Annotated in this window: 16 protein-coding genes; 11 read left to right on the plus strand and 5 right to left on the minus strand. The window is 62.2% G+C overall.

The genetic code is table 11. The features are described from left to right. Window positions 1-13: 13 nt before the first annotated feature. Together HUK72_RS24480 and HUK72_RS24485 are read right to left on the minus strand one after the other, a co-directional pair. Window positions 14-646, minus strand: a complete 633-nt coding sequence (locus tag HUK72_RS24480) for a lasso peptide biosynthesis B2 protein (RefSeq protein ID WP_176599129.1) — start codon at window positions 644-646, stop codon at window positions 14-16. Between the two features lie 528 nt (window positions 647-1,174). Then, complete coding sequence (locus HUK72_RS24485) at window positions 1,175-1,816, minus strand: GntR family transcriptional regulator (protein ID WP_176599130.1); 642 nt, start codon at window positions 1,814-1,816, stop codon at window positions 1,175-1,177. A gap of 64 nt (window positions 1,817-1,880) precedes the next feature. Between HUK72_RS24485 and HUK72_RS24490 the strand changes: the two genes are divergently transcribed. Both HUK72_RS24490 and HUK72_RS24495 read left to right on the plus strand, forming a co-directional pair. Next, entirely contained in the window at window positions 1,881-2,639 is a 759-nt protein-coding gene (locus HUK72_RS24490) for a helix-turn-helix domain-containing protein (protein WP_176599131.1), read from the plus strand. Window positions 2,640-2,740: 101 nt separating this feature from the next. Continuing rightward, window positions 2,741-2,911 (plus strand): hypothetical protein, encoded by a 171-nt coding sequence (locus HUK72_RS24495; protein ID WP_176599132.1) that lies wholly within the window; start codon window positions 2,741-2,743, stop codon window positions 2,909-2,911. A gap of 142 nt (window positions 2,912-3,053) precedes the next feature. On the opposite strand, the gene HUK72_RS24500 is transcribed toward HUK72_RS24495, so the two are convergent. Both HUK72_RS24500 and HUK72_RS24505 read right to left on the minus strand, forming a co-directional pair. Further along, window positions 3,054-3,977, minus strand: coding sequence for a MucR family transcriptional regulator (locus tag HUK72_RS24500; RefSeq protein ID WP_255325998.1), 924 nt, complete (start codon window positions 3,975-3,977; stop codon window positions 3,054-3,056). A gap of 123 nt (window positions 3,978-4,100) precedes the next feature. Next, window positions 4,101-5,396, minus strand: coding sequence for a hypothetical protein (locus HUK72_RS24505; RefSeq protein ID WP_176599134.1), 1,296 nt, complete (start codon window positions 5,394-5,396; stop codon window positions 4,101-4,103). Window positions 5,397-5,503: 107 nt separating this feature from the next. On the opposite strand from HUK72_RS24505, the gene HUK72_RS27480 reads away from it, so the two are divergent. Further along, the gene (locus HUK72_RS27480; protein ID WP_255325999.1) at window positions 5,504-6,427 is read left to right on the plus strand and encodes a lytic transglycosylase domain-containing protein; all 924 of its coding nucleotides are present in this window, start codon (window positions 5,504-5,506) and stop codon (window positions 6,425-6,427) included. A 7-nt stretch (window positions 6,428-6,434) separates the two neighbouring features. Here HUK72_RS27480 and HUK72_RS24515 read toward each other — a convergent pair whose 3' ends face one another. Next, window positions 6,435-6,953, minus strand: coding sequence for an XRE family transcriptional regulator (locus HUK72_RS24515; protein WP_176599135.1), 519 nt, complete (start codon window positions 6,951-6,953; stop codon window positions 6,435-6,437). 598 nt (window positions 6,954-7,551) lie between these two features. On the opposite strand from HUK72_RS24515, the gene HUK72_RS24520 reads away from it, so the two are divergent. The 8 genes from HUK72_RS24520 to traC are packed head-to-tail and all read left to right on the plus strand — an operon-like array spanning window position 7,552 to window position 15,204. Beyond that, window positions 7,552-7,872 (plus strand): hypothetical protein, encoded by a 321-nt coding sequence (locus HUK72_RS24520; RefSeq protein WP_176599136.1) that lies wholly within the window; start codon window positions 7,552-7,554, stop codon window positions 7,870-7,872. Between the two features lie 53 nt (window positions 7,873-7,925). Further along, the gene (traL, locus tag HUK72_RS24525; protein ID WP_176599137.1) at window positions 7,926-8,216 is read left to right on the plus strand and encodes a type IV conjugative transfer system protein TraL; all 291 of its coding nucleotides are present in this window, start codon (window positions 7,926-7,928) and stop codon (window positions 8,214-8,216) included. A 1-nt stretch (window position 8,217) separates the two neighbouring features. Continuing rightward, a complete protein-coding gene (locus HUK72_RS24530) occupies window positions 8,218-8,784 on the plus strand; it encodes a type IV conjugative transfer system protein TraE (RefSeq protein ID WP_176599138.1) in 567 nt (188 codons plus the stop codon). Next, entirely contained in the window at window positions 8,784-9,596 is an 813-nt protein-coding gene (locus HUK72_RS24535) for a type-F conjugative transfer system secretin TraK (RefSeq protein WP_369806083.1), read from the plus strand. The genes HUK72_RS24530 and HUK72_RS24535 overlap by 1 nt, the downstream gene beginning before the upstream one ends. Continuing rightward, window positions 9,596-10,936: a TraB/VirB10 family protein gene (locus tag HUK72_RS24540; RefSeq protein WP_176599140.1), complete on the plus strand. Its 1,341-nt coding sequence runs from the start codon at window positions 9,596-9,598 to the stop codon at window positions 10,934-10,936. The genes HUK72_RS24535 and HUK72_RS24540 overlap by 1 nt, the downstream gene beginning before the upstream one ends. Beyond that, the gene (locus HUK72_RS24545) at window positions 10,923-11,813 is read left to right on the plus strand and encodes a DsbC family protein (protein ID WP_176599141.1); all 891 of its coding nucleotides are present in this window, start codon (window positions 10,923-10,925) and stop codon (window positions 11,811-11,813) included. Before HUK72_RS24540 ends, HUK72_RS24545 begins: the two co-directional genes overlap by 14 nt. Next, window positions 11,810-12,619 carry a TraV family lipoprotein gene (locus HUK72_RS24550; RefSeq protein WP_369806058.1) on the plus strand — a complete coding sequence of 270 codons (810 nt, stop codon included), beginning with the start codon at window positions 11,810-11,812 and terminating at the stop codon, window positions 12,617-12,619. Before HUK72_RS24545 ends, HUK72_RS24550 begins: the two co-directional genes overlap by 4 nt. Beyond that, window positions 12,619-15,204 (plus strand): type IV secretion system protein TraC, encoded by a 2,586-nt coding sequence (traC, locus tag HUK72_RS24555; protein WP_176599142.1) that lies wholly within the window; start codon window positions 12,619-12,621, stop codon window positions 15,202-15,204. Before HUK72_RS24550 ends, traC begins: the two co-directional genes overlap by 1 nt. The last annotated feature ends 3 nt before the right edge of the window (window positions 15,205-15,207 follow it).

The raw sequence follows: 15,207 nt of genomic DNA on the forward strand, positions 1-15,207 counted from the left end.
GAAGGATAAGGAATCAGAACTGGGCAATGGGTTCGTACCAGCGGACATGATCGGCCCAATCATTGAGAACGCGGCCCCGCCACTCGACCCAGCAATGGGCTTCGAAGGGGTAGGTGCGCACGCCAAATATCCATTCCGCGGCGATGCCGCGCTTGCGCAGGAGTCTGAGCAGCAGCCAGGACTGGACGAAGCAACGGCCGCTGCGCGGCATGAGGATCCGCAATTGCCGGAAGCGCCGGACCAGGCGAATAACCTCTGCGTCATCCAGCGTTTTTCTTGTTGCCGTGCGGACGGGGCGGCGAAGCAGGGCTTTGCGCCTGAGCTGATAGTGGATGAGCCCTGCCAGGATGGCGGGGAGGAGCGTCACGCTTGCCAATGTGCTGCTGCGAGGCGGCATCCCATCCTCGGGCATCGGCCGCTCGAGGAAGGCCGGGATGAGGTCGTCGACTGCGCGCAGGAGACCCGCATCGAGAAGTTCAGCGATCACCGGACATTCCGGATCCTGTTCGTCCCCTCGAAGAGCCAGGATGACTTCGTCTGCTTCTTCGCCTGAGAGACAGAAATAGCTGTCGTCGGACAGATCGAGCAGGATGAGGTCATTATCGACATCAGCGACACGGACATGAGGGGAGGGGGTGAGTGGCATAGAACGGTTCCCATGAAAAAAGGGAGCGGCGCCCGGTTGGAACCGCTCCCGCAGGCGTCAGGGCCAGCAGAGCACCGGCATGAATTCTTCGCTGTCGCCCATCTGGGTGATCGCATGCGTGTCGCGGGAGACGCTGCCGAGGCGTCGCAGGCAAGCGGATTTCGTCTTGGTCATGATTGAACCTCGTTCGTTGGATGCACCGGGGTTGGCCAACTCATGTGGCGGGGGTCGCACATGCTTTGGGTTCGATTTCCCCGGTGCGGTGGTGATGGGTTTTCAGGTGATAGGGGAGGGAGCGACCTCCTTGAAGGCCGCTCCCGGGTGGGGTCAGGCGTAAGACAGGACGGGAATGAATTCCTCCTGCTCGCCCGTCTGGACGATCGCCTTGGTGTCGCGGGAGACGCTGCCGAGGCGCCGCAGGCGAACGGTTTTCACTTTGGTCATCACGAACCTCCTTCATTGGAATGTGCCGAACATCGGCATGCCCATGAGGCACCCTCTGACTTCGCTATTCAAATGATATTGCGTCTATTTTCTCTCTCTTTTCATTCTGTTGCCGCTTTTCGCGCTGCCGTCATGTCGGCGGGCAATCTCGAGGGCGGCCTTGCGCCGTCTGCCGTAATAGCCGTTCGTGAAGCGTTGAAGCAGCCGGCGGTCGCTCCCTGCGAGCAGCGCGAGGAATTCTGTGGACTCGGCGGCCAGGTCGAACATCTGCGCTTCGGCCGCCTGCACGGGAGCAAGTCTCGCATCGAGATTGGCCGCAAGCTGGCAAAGGAGCGAGTTCGCGGTCTGTCCGGCCAGCGTCACGAGGATCGTGCCACTGTCGAATTTTGTTTGCTCAGCGCGATTGGCGGTGACCTTGACGGGGAGCATGACAGGTTCATTCACCAGCATGGCCGCCGTGCTTTGGGCCACGGTGTAAAGTTCGCTCAATTCCACCGGACCGAGGCGAGGAACAAAATAGCCCATGCCGCGCCGCTCTTCGAGCAGGCCTTCGCCCGCTAGCCGCGCCATGGCCTCGCGCACGGGTGTCGGGCTAAATTGATAGGTTTTGGCGCACTGGTTGGCGGAAACATGCTGGCCTTCCGCCCAATGGCGTTCGCGCAGTGCCAGACGGATTGCTTTATACGCTTGCAGATAAGCCCTGTCGTCAGAAGTACCCATGAACATGCCGTGTCCCTTCCAGATCCGAATCATGGAGGTCGCGGCGGTGCTGGGCGTTGGCGAGTAAAAATTGATCCAGGCTGGGGTGGAGGGTGTGTTTTCCCACATTTGCGGTACGACCATCACAAAAGAGCCCCAATTTGCTGCAGCAATTTTGCGCAATTGCGCGGTAAAGCTGCCGAATTGGCGCAAATTTTTTGCGCGTCAACAAAATCAAAGGTTTATCTGGAGGCGCTTTTCTGGTTTTATTGTGAAACTGACGCTGGCTGGTTCGGCGTTGGTCTGCCTGGAAACCCGACGGAATGATGTGGAGATGAGCAGCAAGACGCCTGAGGAAACGAACGATGGAGCTCTGATCGGAGAGGCCATGCGCCTGGTCCGTAAGATGCGTCGAATGAGCGTTGCCGAAGTAGCCAAGGCGATGGGCATGTCGGCTCGCTCCTACGACTATCTGGAGTCAGGCCAGGGTCGCATCAGTAATGACCGGATAACGCGTTTCGCGGAAGCAACCAATTCCGATCCTCATGCGCTCGCGGCAGTCGTGCAGCTTGGTTCACCGGAGTTTGCCGTGCGCTGCGCTGACAATAAGCTCATGACGATCGTGATGATCCATATGGGGGAGCTCAACGACGAGCTGGGCAACGATATCGGATATCTTGAGCTGGGAGTGATCCTCGGCGCGATGAAGAAGGTCAATAAAGACCTGACTGGATGGGTTCGTACCCGCGACACTTATGCCGAGAACTGGCTCCAGGAACGGCAGCCGCAATCGCGCAAGTCGGCGTCCGTGCCTGTGAATGTGCGCAAACCGCGTCTTGCCAAAGGTTGAAGGATCGGCACTTCATCCGGTGGGCAGCGATGTTCGCGCATGTCCTTCGGTGCTGGTTTACGAAATTTTCTATTGTGGGCTGACGAGGCCCGTTGAGTCCCATGAACGAACCCGTTGACGAGCGCCAGGAACATTTCCGTTCCGCTGAATTGGGCCAGGCTCAGCTCGAGGACTTGCGCAAGACGATTGATGCGTCGATTGCCCTTGGCGGAGAGCATGATGCTGATGACATAAGGCTGTATCTTTTGGCAGTATCAGCAGACCTCGTTTAACCGAAAGCCCGGTTTGCCTGTGTGATTGCCTGAAAAAGCATTGGCCGATCCAGTAGCAACTGAATGGGCCGATGATCATAAAAAACAGCCCCGCCGGAGCGGGGCTGTCCTGAAATCAGGGCATTGAAAAGCGACTGATCGCTCAGGCGCTGGCTGGCGCGGTGTCAGCCTTGGGCTTGGCGTCGCCATTCACAACCGCCTTGGCCGCCTTTTCAGGCTTCTTTGCAGCCGCTGCGGGCTTCGCCGCCTTCGGCGCGGCTGCCGGCTTGGCCTTGGGAGCAGCGGCCTTCACTTCCGGCTTGGCGGCAGCTTCGACCTTCGCGGCGGGCTTTTCGTCCTTCGGCGCGGCAATCGACAGGCGCTTGCGGGGTTCGGCCTTCGCCTTCGCCGGCGCAGCCTTTGTATCGGCAACTGGAGCCGTCTTTGCTGCGGCAGGCGCCTTGGGAGCTGCCTTGGCGGGAGCGGTAGGAGCTGCGGCCTTGACCGATTTCGCCTTGGCGTCGCCATTCACAGCCTTCTTGGGCGTGGCGGGCTTGGCAGGGACCTTGGCCTTTGCGGGCGCCGGTGCGCTCGGCGCAGCAGCAGCTGCGGGCTTGGCTTCAACGGCTGGAGCTGCCGGCGTGACGGGCTTGCGGCCAAGACCGATCTTTGAAGCGACCGCGCGGCGCGCATCCGAATAGCTGGCCGCGACCAGCGGATAGCTTTTCGGCAGATTGTAGCGCGAACGATATTCCTCGGGGTTCAGGCCGTGCGAAGCCAGGTGACGCTTCAAGGTCTTGTAGGGCTTGCCGTCAATGAGGCTGAGGATATGGTCCGGCGATGACAGGCTCTTACGGACCGAAACCGCAGGCGTGTAAGTGGGCGCCTCGGGCGCGGCAGGCGTGGGATTGAGTTCGTTGGTCAGCGCGGCGCGCGTTGACTGAATCAGGCCGGCAAGGTCGCCACTCGCCACCGTATTGTTGGAAACGAAAGCGCTCACCAACTGGACGGTCAGAACGGTTATGTCGGGAGCATTGTTGTCGGCCATGATCGCGGACCCATCTTCGAGGAACGTTCTGCGCCTCATGCGCGCAATCGAGCAAAATGTAAATCACCATTTGTGCGAGCCAAGACGAGACGAGTTAAAGACTTTCATCACACCATGGTTCCGTGAGGTCATGCCCTGTAATTTTGATGAATCAGATCAAGGTCATGACAGGATAGTCTCCACCACCATTGAACCTATTCGTCGGCTGTCCGCGTCCCTCGGCGTCACGGCAAGGACCGGAGCGATTTGCCGCATCCGGGGCAGCGTCACGGCTTTCGCGGCGCGGTAGCTTTCGTCGTCAAACCCCATCGCCTCGATGATCAATAGTCGGATTTCGCCGGTCTCTCTTGAGCGCGCTTCGACGAGGAAGTCTGGTCTGCAGGGCCCCAGGTCCGTCAATCGATCGAAGATCGGCTTTTCGATGGCGAGATCAATATTGAGACGGTCGAGGTTATTCTGGGCTTCGAGAAGCTGGCGTAACACCAGGCGTTCAAATTCACTATCGATTGGAACAAAGCGCCGTCCTGAATAGATGGGCTGCGCATAGGCGCGCAGCGGAGCGAAGCCACGAGACTCCGGATATTCACCGACAACGACAAGGACGAGATAGGGGCCTTTGATGATATTGGTCCGCACCGATGGCGACTGCACTCGATTGGCGACCTGCACCGGTTCGCAGCCCGGTACCTCGATCGAGCTGCCCTGGAAGGCGGGCGCGAACAGAGCAAGAAAAGCCTGGGGTACATGGCCGCGCGGCCATTTCTCGGAAAGCCGCCGGAGCGACGCATAGACCTGTTTGCTGTGAAGAGGTTGGGCGTGGGTCCAGAGCGCGCTCGCCAATTCCATGCCCGGCGCGATCTCAATCTTCGCGGCAGCCCGACCCAGGGTCTTGAACTCTTGCCTGATGGAAGGGGAGAGGGACGCGTGGCGAAGAGGAGGGAGGCGGTTCAGGTCCGCGGCATCGATCAGGCGCCAGAGCAGCCGGGCGAGGCGCGGGATCGACGCATTGCGGGTTCGGTCGTCGGTCAGATCCTCTTCGGGCCGCTGCGCGAGATTTTCAGGCGCAGGCCGCAGCACTTCGAAGAAGCCCGCCGGAGGTTCCGCCGGATTGAGAGGACTGCGCACCTCTGTGATGCGATTGGTCGCCTGGTCGCGAAAGAAGGGACAGTCGGTGCGATGCTCGGGTCGCTTGGCGCTGGTGAGCCGGCGCAGATAATAGGTTTCCGCTTCGCTCAAGTAAGCGGGCGTCAGGATTGGCGGCGCCTCGCTCTCTTCCAGGCAGTCGCAGGCAATCCATTTCTCGCCGATGCGGGCCTGCTGGACGAGCAAGATACCCGCTTCCTCATCATGATGGTCGCCATATCCTTCATACCAGCGGACCAGTGCCTCGCGCACCGGCCGGGGGAGAGGGATGCGCCGGGTCTGGAGCCCATCGCTATGCCGATCGATCAACCACATGGGAGCCTCGCGGGAGAGGGACGAGGGGAGGCGGAGTCTGGCGCCGCGGGGTTGACAGCCTCCGTCGCGCTGATTTCCACTTGGGCCTTAACGCTCAGGAGAATGTTATGCGCAGAGCCTTTCTGCTCGCCGGAATGATGGTCGTCGGAACATGCATGGCACATGCCGTTGCGGCGCAGACCTTGCGAACGGTGCAATTGATCACGATGGGCGCTGTCCCGTCCGCTGACGGACCGGCCGATCCTTCCGCACCGGCAGACGGCGCGGCGCCTCGGCTTGCGGACCAGGCAGACGCATTCGCTGGCGGCCCCACTCGCCGGTCGGTCGAAATCCAGATGGCGAACAGTTTCGCGCAGGGGGAGGCATCGAGCGAGGAGCCCTGGAGCATCGCCAGCCCCGTCGATCCTGGACGCTTCTCGCCCTCGACACATGTGATCGCCATCCCGCCCTGGATGACCGGCGGTCCGCTCTATGGGTTGCCGTCCCCGCGCTGGGTGCCGGGCTGCTTGTCCGTTGCCTACCGTCCGACCGGATTCCTGCGGGCAGACGTCGAGGACCGGCGCCAGGGTTATTACGGCCTGATGAGTCAGATCGCCTGCGAATTTGGCATTCCGGTCGGTTTGTTCGATGCGATGATCATCCAGGAGAGCGGCTATCGTCATCATGTCTTCTCGTCCAAAAATGCCTATGGATTGACCCAACTCATGCCCGGCACCGCTGCGGAACTGGGTGTCGATCGCTATGCCGTTGACCAGAATTTGCGGGGCGGCGCCCGCTATCTGCGCCAGCAGCTCGATCGCTTCGGCCAGATCCATCTGGCGCTCGCCGCCTATAATGCGGGACCGGGCCGGATACGAAAAGCGATGGTCCCCCGCATCCGGCAGGCCCGCCTCTATGTCGACGACATATTGCGCAACTGGTCTCGGCTGAGCGGGTTTGCGATACCGGGCGGGGGGCCGGAAACACGGGCAAGTGCGGGCGATCGGCAGACCATGGCCCCGTATCGCCTGGCACAGGTTTCGACATTTTAGGAACGGTTCAAAAGCGCAGATCGGTCAGCGCGTTGCGCCGCTCTATGACCCGCATGATCTCATGGGCCATGCGCCTGGCGACGGCGTTGGCGAGCGGCCCCGACCATTCGCGGCGCAGTTCCGTGCCATCGGCGCCGTCGATCTCCGCCATGGCGGCGAGCAACTTGCGCGGCAGATCGAGATAAAATTCGGAAAGCAGGGGAAAGAGCCGGTTTAGTCGGCCGTCGCTGTGCGACCCCATATGATGGAGCGCCTCGCCCTTGAGCCATGCGTGGAGGACATGGATATCGAGCGCTTCGAGCAACATCTGAAGCTCGGGAACGGTCAGCGGCGGCCGCTTGGCCTCGTTGCTGTGTAGAACGGCGCCGAGCCGGCTTTTGCCGATGCCACTGGCGCCGGCGAGATCGCGGAGGCTCAGGCGCTTGTGCGCCATGGCGTCGAGGATAACGGCGAGAAAGCCCGCCTGCACATCCGCCCTGCCAGGTTTGGAGTTGCCTGGAACATCACCATCCGATTGCCACACCATGAAAATCTCCCTGTTGGTAACTTAGGTCCTTTCCCCCCGGAGAGTGCGTCACTGGCGCTTTGAAGCGGGCTGCCCGACCCAACTTCGTCACCCGCCTATGGGAAGCTGTTTGTCCTGCTTTCGAGAGAGGCACAGGCTTTCCGCAACGCAACATGCGGCCTCGTGGATTCGATATTCAAACAATTTTCATGTAATTGAGGGAACCCCTTCATATTCCCGTCGTGACGGGCTTTTGCGAGGCGAATGATCGTCAAATTCCTGCCATGTCCCGACAATCGTGCAACTACACCCCGCTACAAGATTCCAGTCATTTTGGCGCTATCCCGAATGGAACGAATCGGGTGATGACTTTCACGAATCATCCCTGTTGCAATATTCGCCTGTCCGCGATCACGGACAGCAATCCGCGAAACGGGACAGTTGCCCGCGAACACGGACAATTTTGCGCCCTTGCCAGTCGCCAATGTCGAATAACAGCATTTATTTGATGGTTTGAGAACCCTGTTCGCTCTTCCTCCTTGGTGAAAGCGCCCAAACGCACCCAGCCTTTCTCTCGAGCACGGATTTTCCGCGCTTCGAAAAGACAAGGAAGCCTCTCATGCAGTCTGCTCTGAAACAGGCAGGGCGGGTGGAACTGGCGGTGCTTGGGCTCGCCATAGTCGCATTCGCTCTGTTGCTGATGGTTGGCCCCGCCTTTGCTGGCGCCGACACGACCTTTGATACGGCGGAAAATACGTTCAGCGCCTTCCTCGAAGGCTCGGGCGGGCGGATCATCACCATCCTCTCGCTGGTGGGCGGTGTGGTGGGCCTCGCCTCCGGTCGCTTCTCGCTGGGCCAGATCGCCATTCCCGTTGGCGTCGGCGTGGGCGCGGGCACCGGCATCCCGATCGTCACCTCCACCGTCACCGCGACGATCTGAAGCTTTTTGTGGCCCAAGGGCTTTGAGCCGCCGGGCCGACAAGAGGGTGGTGTATGGCACAGGACAAATATGTGGTCCCGGCTCATCTGGATGATCCTGAATTGATAGGGCTCTGGACGCTGGACGAGTTCCTGGCGATGGTCATTCCCTTCGCCTGGGGTATCCTGTCTCAGCATATTCTCATTGGCATAGCGCTTGCGGGCGCGGGCTGGTGGGGTCTGCGGAAAGCAAAGGCAGGACGCGCGGGCTCATGGCTTTTGCACCTGGCCTATTGGCATCTTCCGGCCGGCTTTACCGGCCTCAGGGCCACGCCACCTTCCTATCTCCGACTGATGGCAGGCTGATATGGATCTTTCCTACCAACATTCGCAGCACCAGCGGATTTTGAAGCAGCGCAATTTGCTGTTCACGGTGACTGGTGCGCTGGGGATTGCCAGCGTCGTGCTACTGGGCGTCACGCTCTCGCGGGACCGAGAAGTGGTGTTGCAGCCGGTGTTGCGATCGCCGCTCACCGTATCGAGCGCCGGCGTCAGCCGGGACTATCTCGAAATGATCACCCGCGACGTCGTGCTGCTGACCCTCGATCGCAACCCGCAAAATCTCGAATATTGGATGGAGAGCGTCCTCGCCATTTCCTCGCCGCGGGCACAGGGGAGGCTCAAGGCCGATCTCATGAAGATCGTCGAGGAACAGCGGGGATCGTCGATCGCGCAATTCTTCACGATCCAGTCGATGACCATCGACCCGGACCGGCTGACCTCGGAAGTGACGGGCGAGCTGCACACCATCGTCGGCAGCAAGGTCGTCTCCAAGCAACTGCGCACCTTCCGCTACCGCTGGGAATATGCGGGCCTGACCCTGAAGCTGATCGGCTTTGGCATGGTCGAGGACGAGAAGGGGAAGAAGCCATGATGACGGCCCCCATCATCGTCACCATCATTGGCAGCGCCGCCGGCGGCGCGGCCTTCGCCAGCCGACCGCTGTGCCTGGCCAGTCGCCTCATTGGCCTTGGACTGCTTGGGGTTGCGATATTGCTGCTCAGCGCGCCGGCCTGGGCTGACCAGACCATCATGGCGGCGGACAGTGCGCAGGTCGATTGCCAAGCATCGGCCAAGGACCTGACCCGTATCAGCCTCGTCGAGGATGAATTTGCCAGCGTCTCGAAAATCGCATCCGGCAATCCGGCGGAGGATTTCTCGGTCGTCAACGAGCCGGTCCGCGGGGACATCTATCTCTCGGTGCCCGATGGCTTTGCCAAGCCTGCGCTTTCCTTCTTTGGCACCAGCAAGCGTGGCTATGTCTATAAGTTCGTCTGCCGCATCGGCGGTGATCAGGCCGCGCAGATATTCGTCTCCAACCCTGCTATCGCCAAAGACAAGGCGGAAGCAGAGGCGCCGCAGCAAAGGCAAGGCCCGCAGGAAGCCGCCGTCGAACTCATGCAGGCCATGGTCGTCAATGGCGCGGCCCCGGGCTATGACATGCGCCAGCGCTCGCTGCGCCCAGTCCAGGTGGGCGACCTCAAGGTCCAGATGATCGCGGAATATCGCGGGTCAGACCTTACCGGCAAGGTCTTGCGTATCGAGAATAAGGGCGCGAAACCCGTCGACCTCAATGAGGAGACGGTTGCGCCCAGCAACACGCTCGCCGTCTCGATCTCGCAGTCCCGGCTGGAACCGGGCAAGATCACGACCGCCTATCTCATCTCGCAAAATGGGAGGCCCTGATGCCCCTGCCTGATCTCTTTTCGCGCAAGCGCAAGGCACCCGACAGTATCGAGGCGGAGGGCGAGGAGGTGTCCCCGATCAGCGCCGACCTCGCCGGCAATGAGGCGGTGCGCCGCAAGCAGCGGCTGCTCCTCGCCGGTGCCGCAGGCGTAGGTCTGGTCGCCTCGTCCTTCTGGATCTTCAGCGGCGACAACAAGAAGCCGCAGGTCGAGGCCGAAAGCGGCGAGCAGGTCGATGTGTCGACCAAGGATCTGGTGAACCGCAACCTCTCCCAGCAGGAGTGGATGGCCATGTCGGAAAACCAGTTCCAGGCGCAGGAAAATCAGTTGAAGGCCGTGGGCGGCCAGCAGCGGCGTATGGACCAGCTGGCAGCGCAGGTCGAGGCGCTGAAAGCCCAGAACCAGGCCATGCAATCCGACGGCCAGCGCGTCCTCACCGCCTATCAGGCCGAGAATGAGCAATTGAAGCGCCAGATCTCCGATCGGCGCATCACGCCACCACCCACCCCAGGTCCTTCCGCGCTCTATGGGACCAATGGCCCGCAAAGCTATCAGCGCCCCGACGGGCCGGCAGGGACGGGTACGCCGCGGACCGCAGAAGCGCTGCCACGCGGCAACGAGGTCAAGATGGTGAGCTTCACCAGCAGCGATACGGGCACCGCCTCGAAAATCGCCAAGGGCAGCACCGTCTATACCGACAGCCCCAATTATCTCCCGCCCAACAGCTTTGCGCGGGCGCGGGTGATCGTGGGTGTCGATGCCAGTGCCGGGGTCAACAGCCAGACCGATCCGCTTCCGGTAGTGCTGCGCATCACGGGCCCGGCGCGCTCGGTCTTCGCCAATGGCAAGCTCCTCACCACCCGGATCGAGGGCTGCCTCATCAATGGCGCGGCGCGCGGCGATCTCTCAGCTGAGAAGGTCTATGTGAAGCTCCAGAAGATGACCTGCCCGCAGCCTGGCGGACGCTATGCCGTCTCGGAGGTGAAGGGCTTCATCGCCTTTGGCGGCAAGACCGGCGTGCGCGGCAGGGTGGTGTCGCGCGAGGGATCGCTGGTCACCCAGGCCTTCATGGCGGGCCTGGTTGGTGGGTTCGGCCGGGGCTTCTCGGCCAATGCCAACAGCGTGTTCCAGGGCACCAATATCAGCACCAACGGCAAGCGCGACAAGCTTTCGACCGGGGACATCCTGGAAGGGGGCCTGGGAGAAGGCGTCGCGCAGACCGGCGACATGGTGTCCAAATATCTGATCGAACGCGCCGAGCAATATCAGCCGGTGATCGAGATGCCGACCGGCATCGATGTCGAAATCGTCTTCCTGGAGGGTGTCTATGTCCGCAATTGATTGGGCTCGCCGTGTGGGCGGCGCGGTTCGCCCCTCGCGCATCGTGATAGCCGCTGCCTGCTCGGTTGGCCTGGCGAGCCTCAGCCTCGCGGCCGACGTGCCGGCGGCGGACATGGCGGTGCGTGAGGCGTTGAAAGCCCGTCTGCCAAAAACGCCGGTCCGCGCGATTGATTGCGCGAAGGTGAGGGGGCTGTGCGAAATCACCGCCGGCGCCAATCTCTTCTATGTCGATCCCGCCGCGCGCTATCTCATCATTGGCCGCATCTACGACATGCAGACACGCCAGGACCTGACCGCGGCGCGGTTGCTGGAAATGAACCCGGACATGCTGGTCGGCGCGGCGGCCTCCGCCAATGCAGCGGCGAATGTCACGGGCCAGGACGCGCAGCGGGCGGTTGGTGCGGCCGCTGCTGGCAAGGCCGATCTGAGGCCGACGCCCGCCGCGCCGCTCCTACGCAAACTCTCGCTCGATGGGCTGGGCAAGGAAGGCGCGATCATCTGGGGCAATCCGCAGGGACAGGCCATCACTATCTTCACCGATTTCCGCTGCGGCTATTGCCGCGCTCTCTCCAATGTCCTGCGCTCGATGAACGTGAAGGTGATCGAGCGGCCGATCTCGGTGCTTGGCAGCCGCGATATTGCCGATCGCGTCTATTGCGCGAAGGACCGGGAGCAGGCGGTGCATGCTGCCTATGCGGGCGAGCCGATGAGGGGTGGCGCGACCTGCGATACCACCGGGCTCGATGCCAATGAGGCTTTTGCCCGGAGCCATGGCCTCAACGGCACCCCCGTCATCGTGCGGAGCGATGGCGCGGTGCTCGAAGGCTATCGGCCGCGCGAGTTTCTCGAGCAATGGCTGAAGGAGGGGCGGTCGTGAGCCGGACGATCGCCGCGCGGATGTGGGTCCGATGCGGGTGCGGCCTCCTTGGCCTTGTTGCGCTTGGCGGCTGCGCGGGCTTCGGCGGTAACATCAAGGGCAGCTTCGCCTGCGCCGCGCCTGACGGCATCTGTGCGCCCAGCGCTGTGATCGATGACCGCGCGCTGGCGATGATCACCGCCGATCCCTCGGCAGAGCCCATCTATCAGGAGCAGCGCGGACATCCGCCTCCAGGTCGCACTGCCCATGCCCAGCCTGCTGGCGCGCCGGTCACCGCCGATGCGACACGAACCCGCGAGCGCGTGATGCGGATTGTCTTTCCGGCCTATATCGACGAGCGCGGGCGCCTGCACGAGGCGAGCGCCATTCACGCCGTCGTCGCGCAAGGGGAGTGGCAAAGCGCAGTGGGGGCAGGGGAACCGGTTCCAACCCGCAACGCGCTGGCCGCCGCGCCGGAAATGCCAGGTCTCGCGGAAGCGGGCGATCGAGCGGACGGGCGCCAAGCGGTCGATCCCACCTTGCCAACGCCCGCCGCGGTGGAGGCTGTGCGCGCGCGAAAGGCCGATCCGGTCGCCACCATCAAATCGGACGTGGCGCGCCGCCTTGCCGCCACCCGGCGCGATGGGTCGGCATCCCTGGCAGCAAGCGCCATCGGTAAAGCAACCGCGACGCCGGCACGGGTCCAGGAGGGGGCGGGGACGCCTGCCCCGAATGCGAAGCCGATCGTCGAGACGCCCCTTGCGCCGCCTCCCGCGCCCACCATGCGCGCAGCCGCCTTTCCCGGTGCCGTTGCGGAGGACCAATAATGGCTAAGCCCGCCTTTCTCGACCGCCTGATGGGTGCCCTGCTGGGCGATACCAAACAGCCCGACGCCGCCAGGCCGAACCTTGGCGTGCCGATGCTCGCCCACTGGCTCCCCTATCGCAGCTATGACGCGAAAACCGGCATCTTCTACAACAGCGCCTCGCGCGGCTTCGTGCTGGAAGTGGCGCCCATGGTGGGCGCGGATGAGCGCAGCGGCGAAATATTGGCCCAATTTCTGTCCGAGGCGATTCCGACGCCGGGCTGTCTGCAATTCCACCAATGGATGAGCCCGCGCGTCGGCGAACTCCTCTCCAAATGGTATGTGCCGCGATACCAGGCGCATGGCATTTATGAGCGCATGGCCAGGCACCGGGTCGAATGCATGACCGATGGCGTCTGGACCTCGCTCTCGGTCGACGCGCCCTTTTGTCTTCGCAACCACCGCGTCGCCATCTCCTATTCCACCCCTGAAAGCTCGCGCGTCTCCAATGAGGAGATTGCAGGCGTGATGGACGGTCTCATCTCCGCGCTCGCCTCGATCAATGTGTCGGCGCGCAGGATGGGCCCGGAAGCGCTCATCGCCTGGATCGACGACATCACCTCGCCGACCACCGCGCCGGGAGACGACGCCGTCAGCTATAATCCCCTCGACAGCATCGCCGACCAGGCGATCCGCCGCGATATCGAGATGCGGGTCGAAGCCGATCGCATCTTGCTGCGGACCGAACGCTTCCGCCCGACCGGGCGCGAGGTCGACGGCACACCCGAGATCGGCGAGATTTACCCGGACCTTTTCGATGTGCGCTCCTTCTCGGTCCGCAATCTGCCCCAGCGCTGGGCGCCCTGGGATGTGGCGCGACTGATTGGCGACATGTTTACCGACAAGCTGCGCATGCCCTGTCCGGTCGCGACCAATCTCTGCATCGACTTTCCCGACGTGGAAGCGGCCAGCAGCAAGGCGGGCTTTAAATATATGCGCACGACCAGCCTTGCCGACAGCAAGTCGGCGCGCTTCCTGCCGCAACTCAAGGAGCAGAGCCAGGAATGGCGCTACGTCAATGACGAGATGAAGCAGGGGCGCAAACTCGTCCGGCTTTTCTATTCGGTCACTGCCTTCTCGCCCAAGGGAAAGGGCGACACCAATGAGCGGGTCCTGAAATCCGTCTATCGCGCCGCCGGCTGGGATCTGCTCGACGATCGCTACCTCCAGGTCATGGGCCTGCTCTGCGCCATGCCGATGACCATGGCGAACGGCCTAGCCCGCGATCTCGAGCGCATGAAGCGGATGCGCACCATGTTGACGACGACCGCCGCCAATCTCGCGCCGCTCCAGGGTGAATATCTGGGCGGCCCAATCCCGCATTTGCTGCTGGTCGGCAGGCGGGGTCAGCCTTTCTTCTGGAGCCCGTTCGAGAATAGCGCGGGCAATCATAATGTCGCGGTGTTCGGTAAATCTGGGTCGGGCAAATCGGTTGCGCTCCAGGAACTGTGCGCCTCGCTTTGCGGCGCCGGCGCCCGTGTGGTGGTGATCGATGATGGCCGCTCGTTCGAGCACTCGGCCAAGCTCCAGGGCGGCGCCTTTGTCGAGTTCACCATGGCGTCGGGTTTCTGCCTCAACCCGTTCAGCATGATCGACGCGGATCTCGCGGCGAGCGACCAGGATTATCGGCTGGATTGCCTCGCGATGCTCAAGGCCATCGTGAACCAGATGGCACGCCATATCGACACCCTCAACGATACCGAGCGCGGGCTGATCGATGGCGCGGTCAATGAGGTTTGGGAAGAGAAAGGCCGGGCTGGCGCCATCGACGATGTCATCGCCGCGCTGGATCGGACCGGCAATGGACTAGCGGTCGCGCTTGGCATCGCCATGCGGCCCTTCTCGTCTCGCGGCACCTTCGGCAGCTTTTTCGTGGGGGAGGTGTCGTTCGAGCTTTCGACCAATCTGACCGTCTTCGAGCTTTCCGACCTCTCCTCGCGCGAGGAATTGCGCAGTGTGGTGCTGACCGCGATCATGTTCATGGCGCAGCAGATGATGCGCAAGCTCGACCGGTCCATTCCCAAGGCGCTGCTGCTGGACGAAGCCTGGCAGATGCTGCGCGGCGGGGCGATGGCCGACTTCATCGAAACCTATGCGCGCACCTGTCGCAAATATGGCGCGTCTCTGGTGACCGCGACCCAGTCACTCAACGACTATTATAAGTCCGCAGGATCCATCGCCGCGCTGGAGAATAGTGACTGGTTCGTCATCCTCCAGCACAAATCGGAAACCATCGCCGACTTCAAGAAGCATGATCGCTTCGAAATGGACGATTACACCGATGCGTTGCTGCGTTCCTTGAAACGTAACGGTTTTGAATATTCCGACATCCTGATCAAGGGGCCTGAGACATTGGCCGTGGGCCGCCTCGTCCTCGATTCCTATTCGGCAACGCTCTTCTCATCAAGCCCCCGGACCTTTGCCGCGATTGAGCAAATGGTTGGGCAAGGGATGCCGATGAGCCAGGCGATCGAACGGATCGCTTTCCCCGATCGGCCAGACAAATGGACGGCGAGTCCCGATGACCTCGCCGCAGCAGCGGAGTGAGCG

Origin of the sequence: Sphingobium sp. 15-1 (assembly GCF_013375535.1) — a bacterium.
GTDB lineage: Bacteria > Pseudomonadota > Alphaproteobacteria > Sphingomonadales > Sphingomonadaceae > Sphingobium > Sphingobium aromaticivastans.

Bases quoted from the DNA above. Each gene is read 5' to 3' on its own strand.
- traC (WP_176599142.1), top strand. From the start codon at position 12,619: ATGGCTAAGCCCGCCTTTCTCGACCGCCTGATGGGTGCCCTGCTGGGC.
- HUK72_RS24485 (WP_176599130.1), bottom strand. From the start codon at position 1,816: ATGTTCATGGGTACTTCTGACGACAGGGCTTATCTGCAAGCGTATAAA.
- HUK72_RS24500 (WP_255325998.1), bottom strand. From the start codon at position 3,977: ATGAGGCGCAGAACGTTCCTCGAAGATGGGTCCGCGATCATGGCCGAC.
- HUK72_RS24530 (WP_176599138.1), top strand. From the start codon at position 8,218: ATGGATCTTTCCTACCAACATTCGCAGCACCAGCGGATTTTGAAGCAG.
- HUK72_RS24495 (WP_176599132.1), top strand. From the start codon at position 2,741: ATGAACGAACCCGTTGACGAGCGCCAGGAACATTTCCGTTCCGCTGAA.
- HUK72_RS24505 (WP_176599134.1), bottom strand. From the start codon at position 5,396: ATGTGGTTGATCGATCGGCATAGCGATGGGCTCCAGACCCGGCGCATC.
- traL (WP_176599137.1), top strand. From the start codon at position 7,926: ATGGCACAGGACAAATATGTGGTCCCGGCTCATCTGGATGATCCTGAA.
- HUK72_RS27480 (WP_255325999.1), top strand. From the start codon at position 5,504: ATGCGCAGAGCCTTTCTGCTCGCCGGAATGATGGTCGTCGGAACATGC.
- HUK72_RS24540 (WP_176599140.1), top strand. From the start codon at position 9,596: ATGCCCCTGCCTGATCTCTTTTCGCGCAAGCGCAAGGCACCCGACAGT.
- HUK72_RS24515 (WP_176599135.1), bottom strand. From the start codon at position 6,953: ATGGTGTGGCAATCGGATGGTGATGTTCCAGGCAACTCCAAACCTGGC.
- HUK72_RS24480 (WP_176599129.1), bottom strand. From the start codon at position 646: ATGCCACTCACCCCCTCCCCTCATGTCCGTGTCGCTGATGTCGATAAT.
- HUK72_RS24520 (WP_176599136.1), top strand. From the start codon at position 7,552: ATGCAGTCTGCTCTGAAACAGGCAGGGCGGGTGGAACTGGCGGTGCTT.
- HUK72_RS24545 (WP_176599141.1), top strand. From the start codon at position 10,923: ATGTCCGCAATTGATTGGGCTCGCCGTGTGGGCGGCGCGGTTCGCCCC.
- HUK72_RS24535 (WP_369806083.1), top strand. From the start codon at position 8,784: ATGACGGCCCCCATCATCGTCACCATCATTGGCAGCGCCGCCGGCGGC.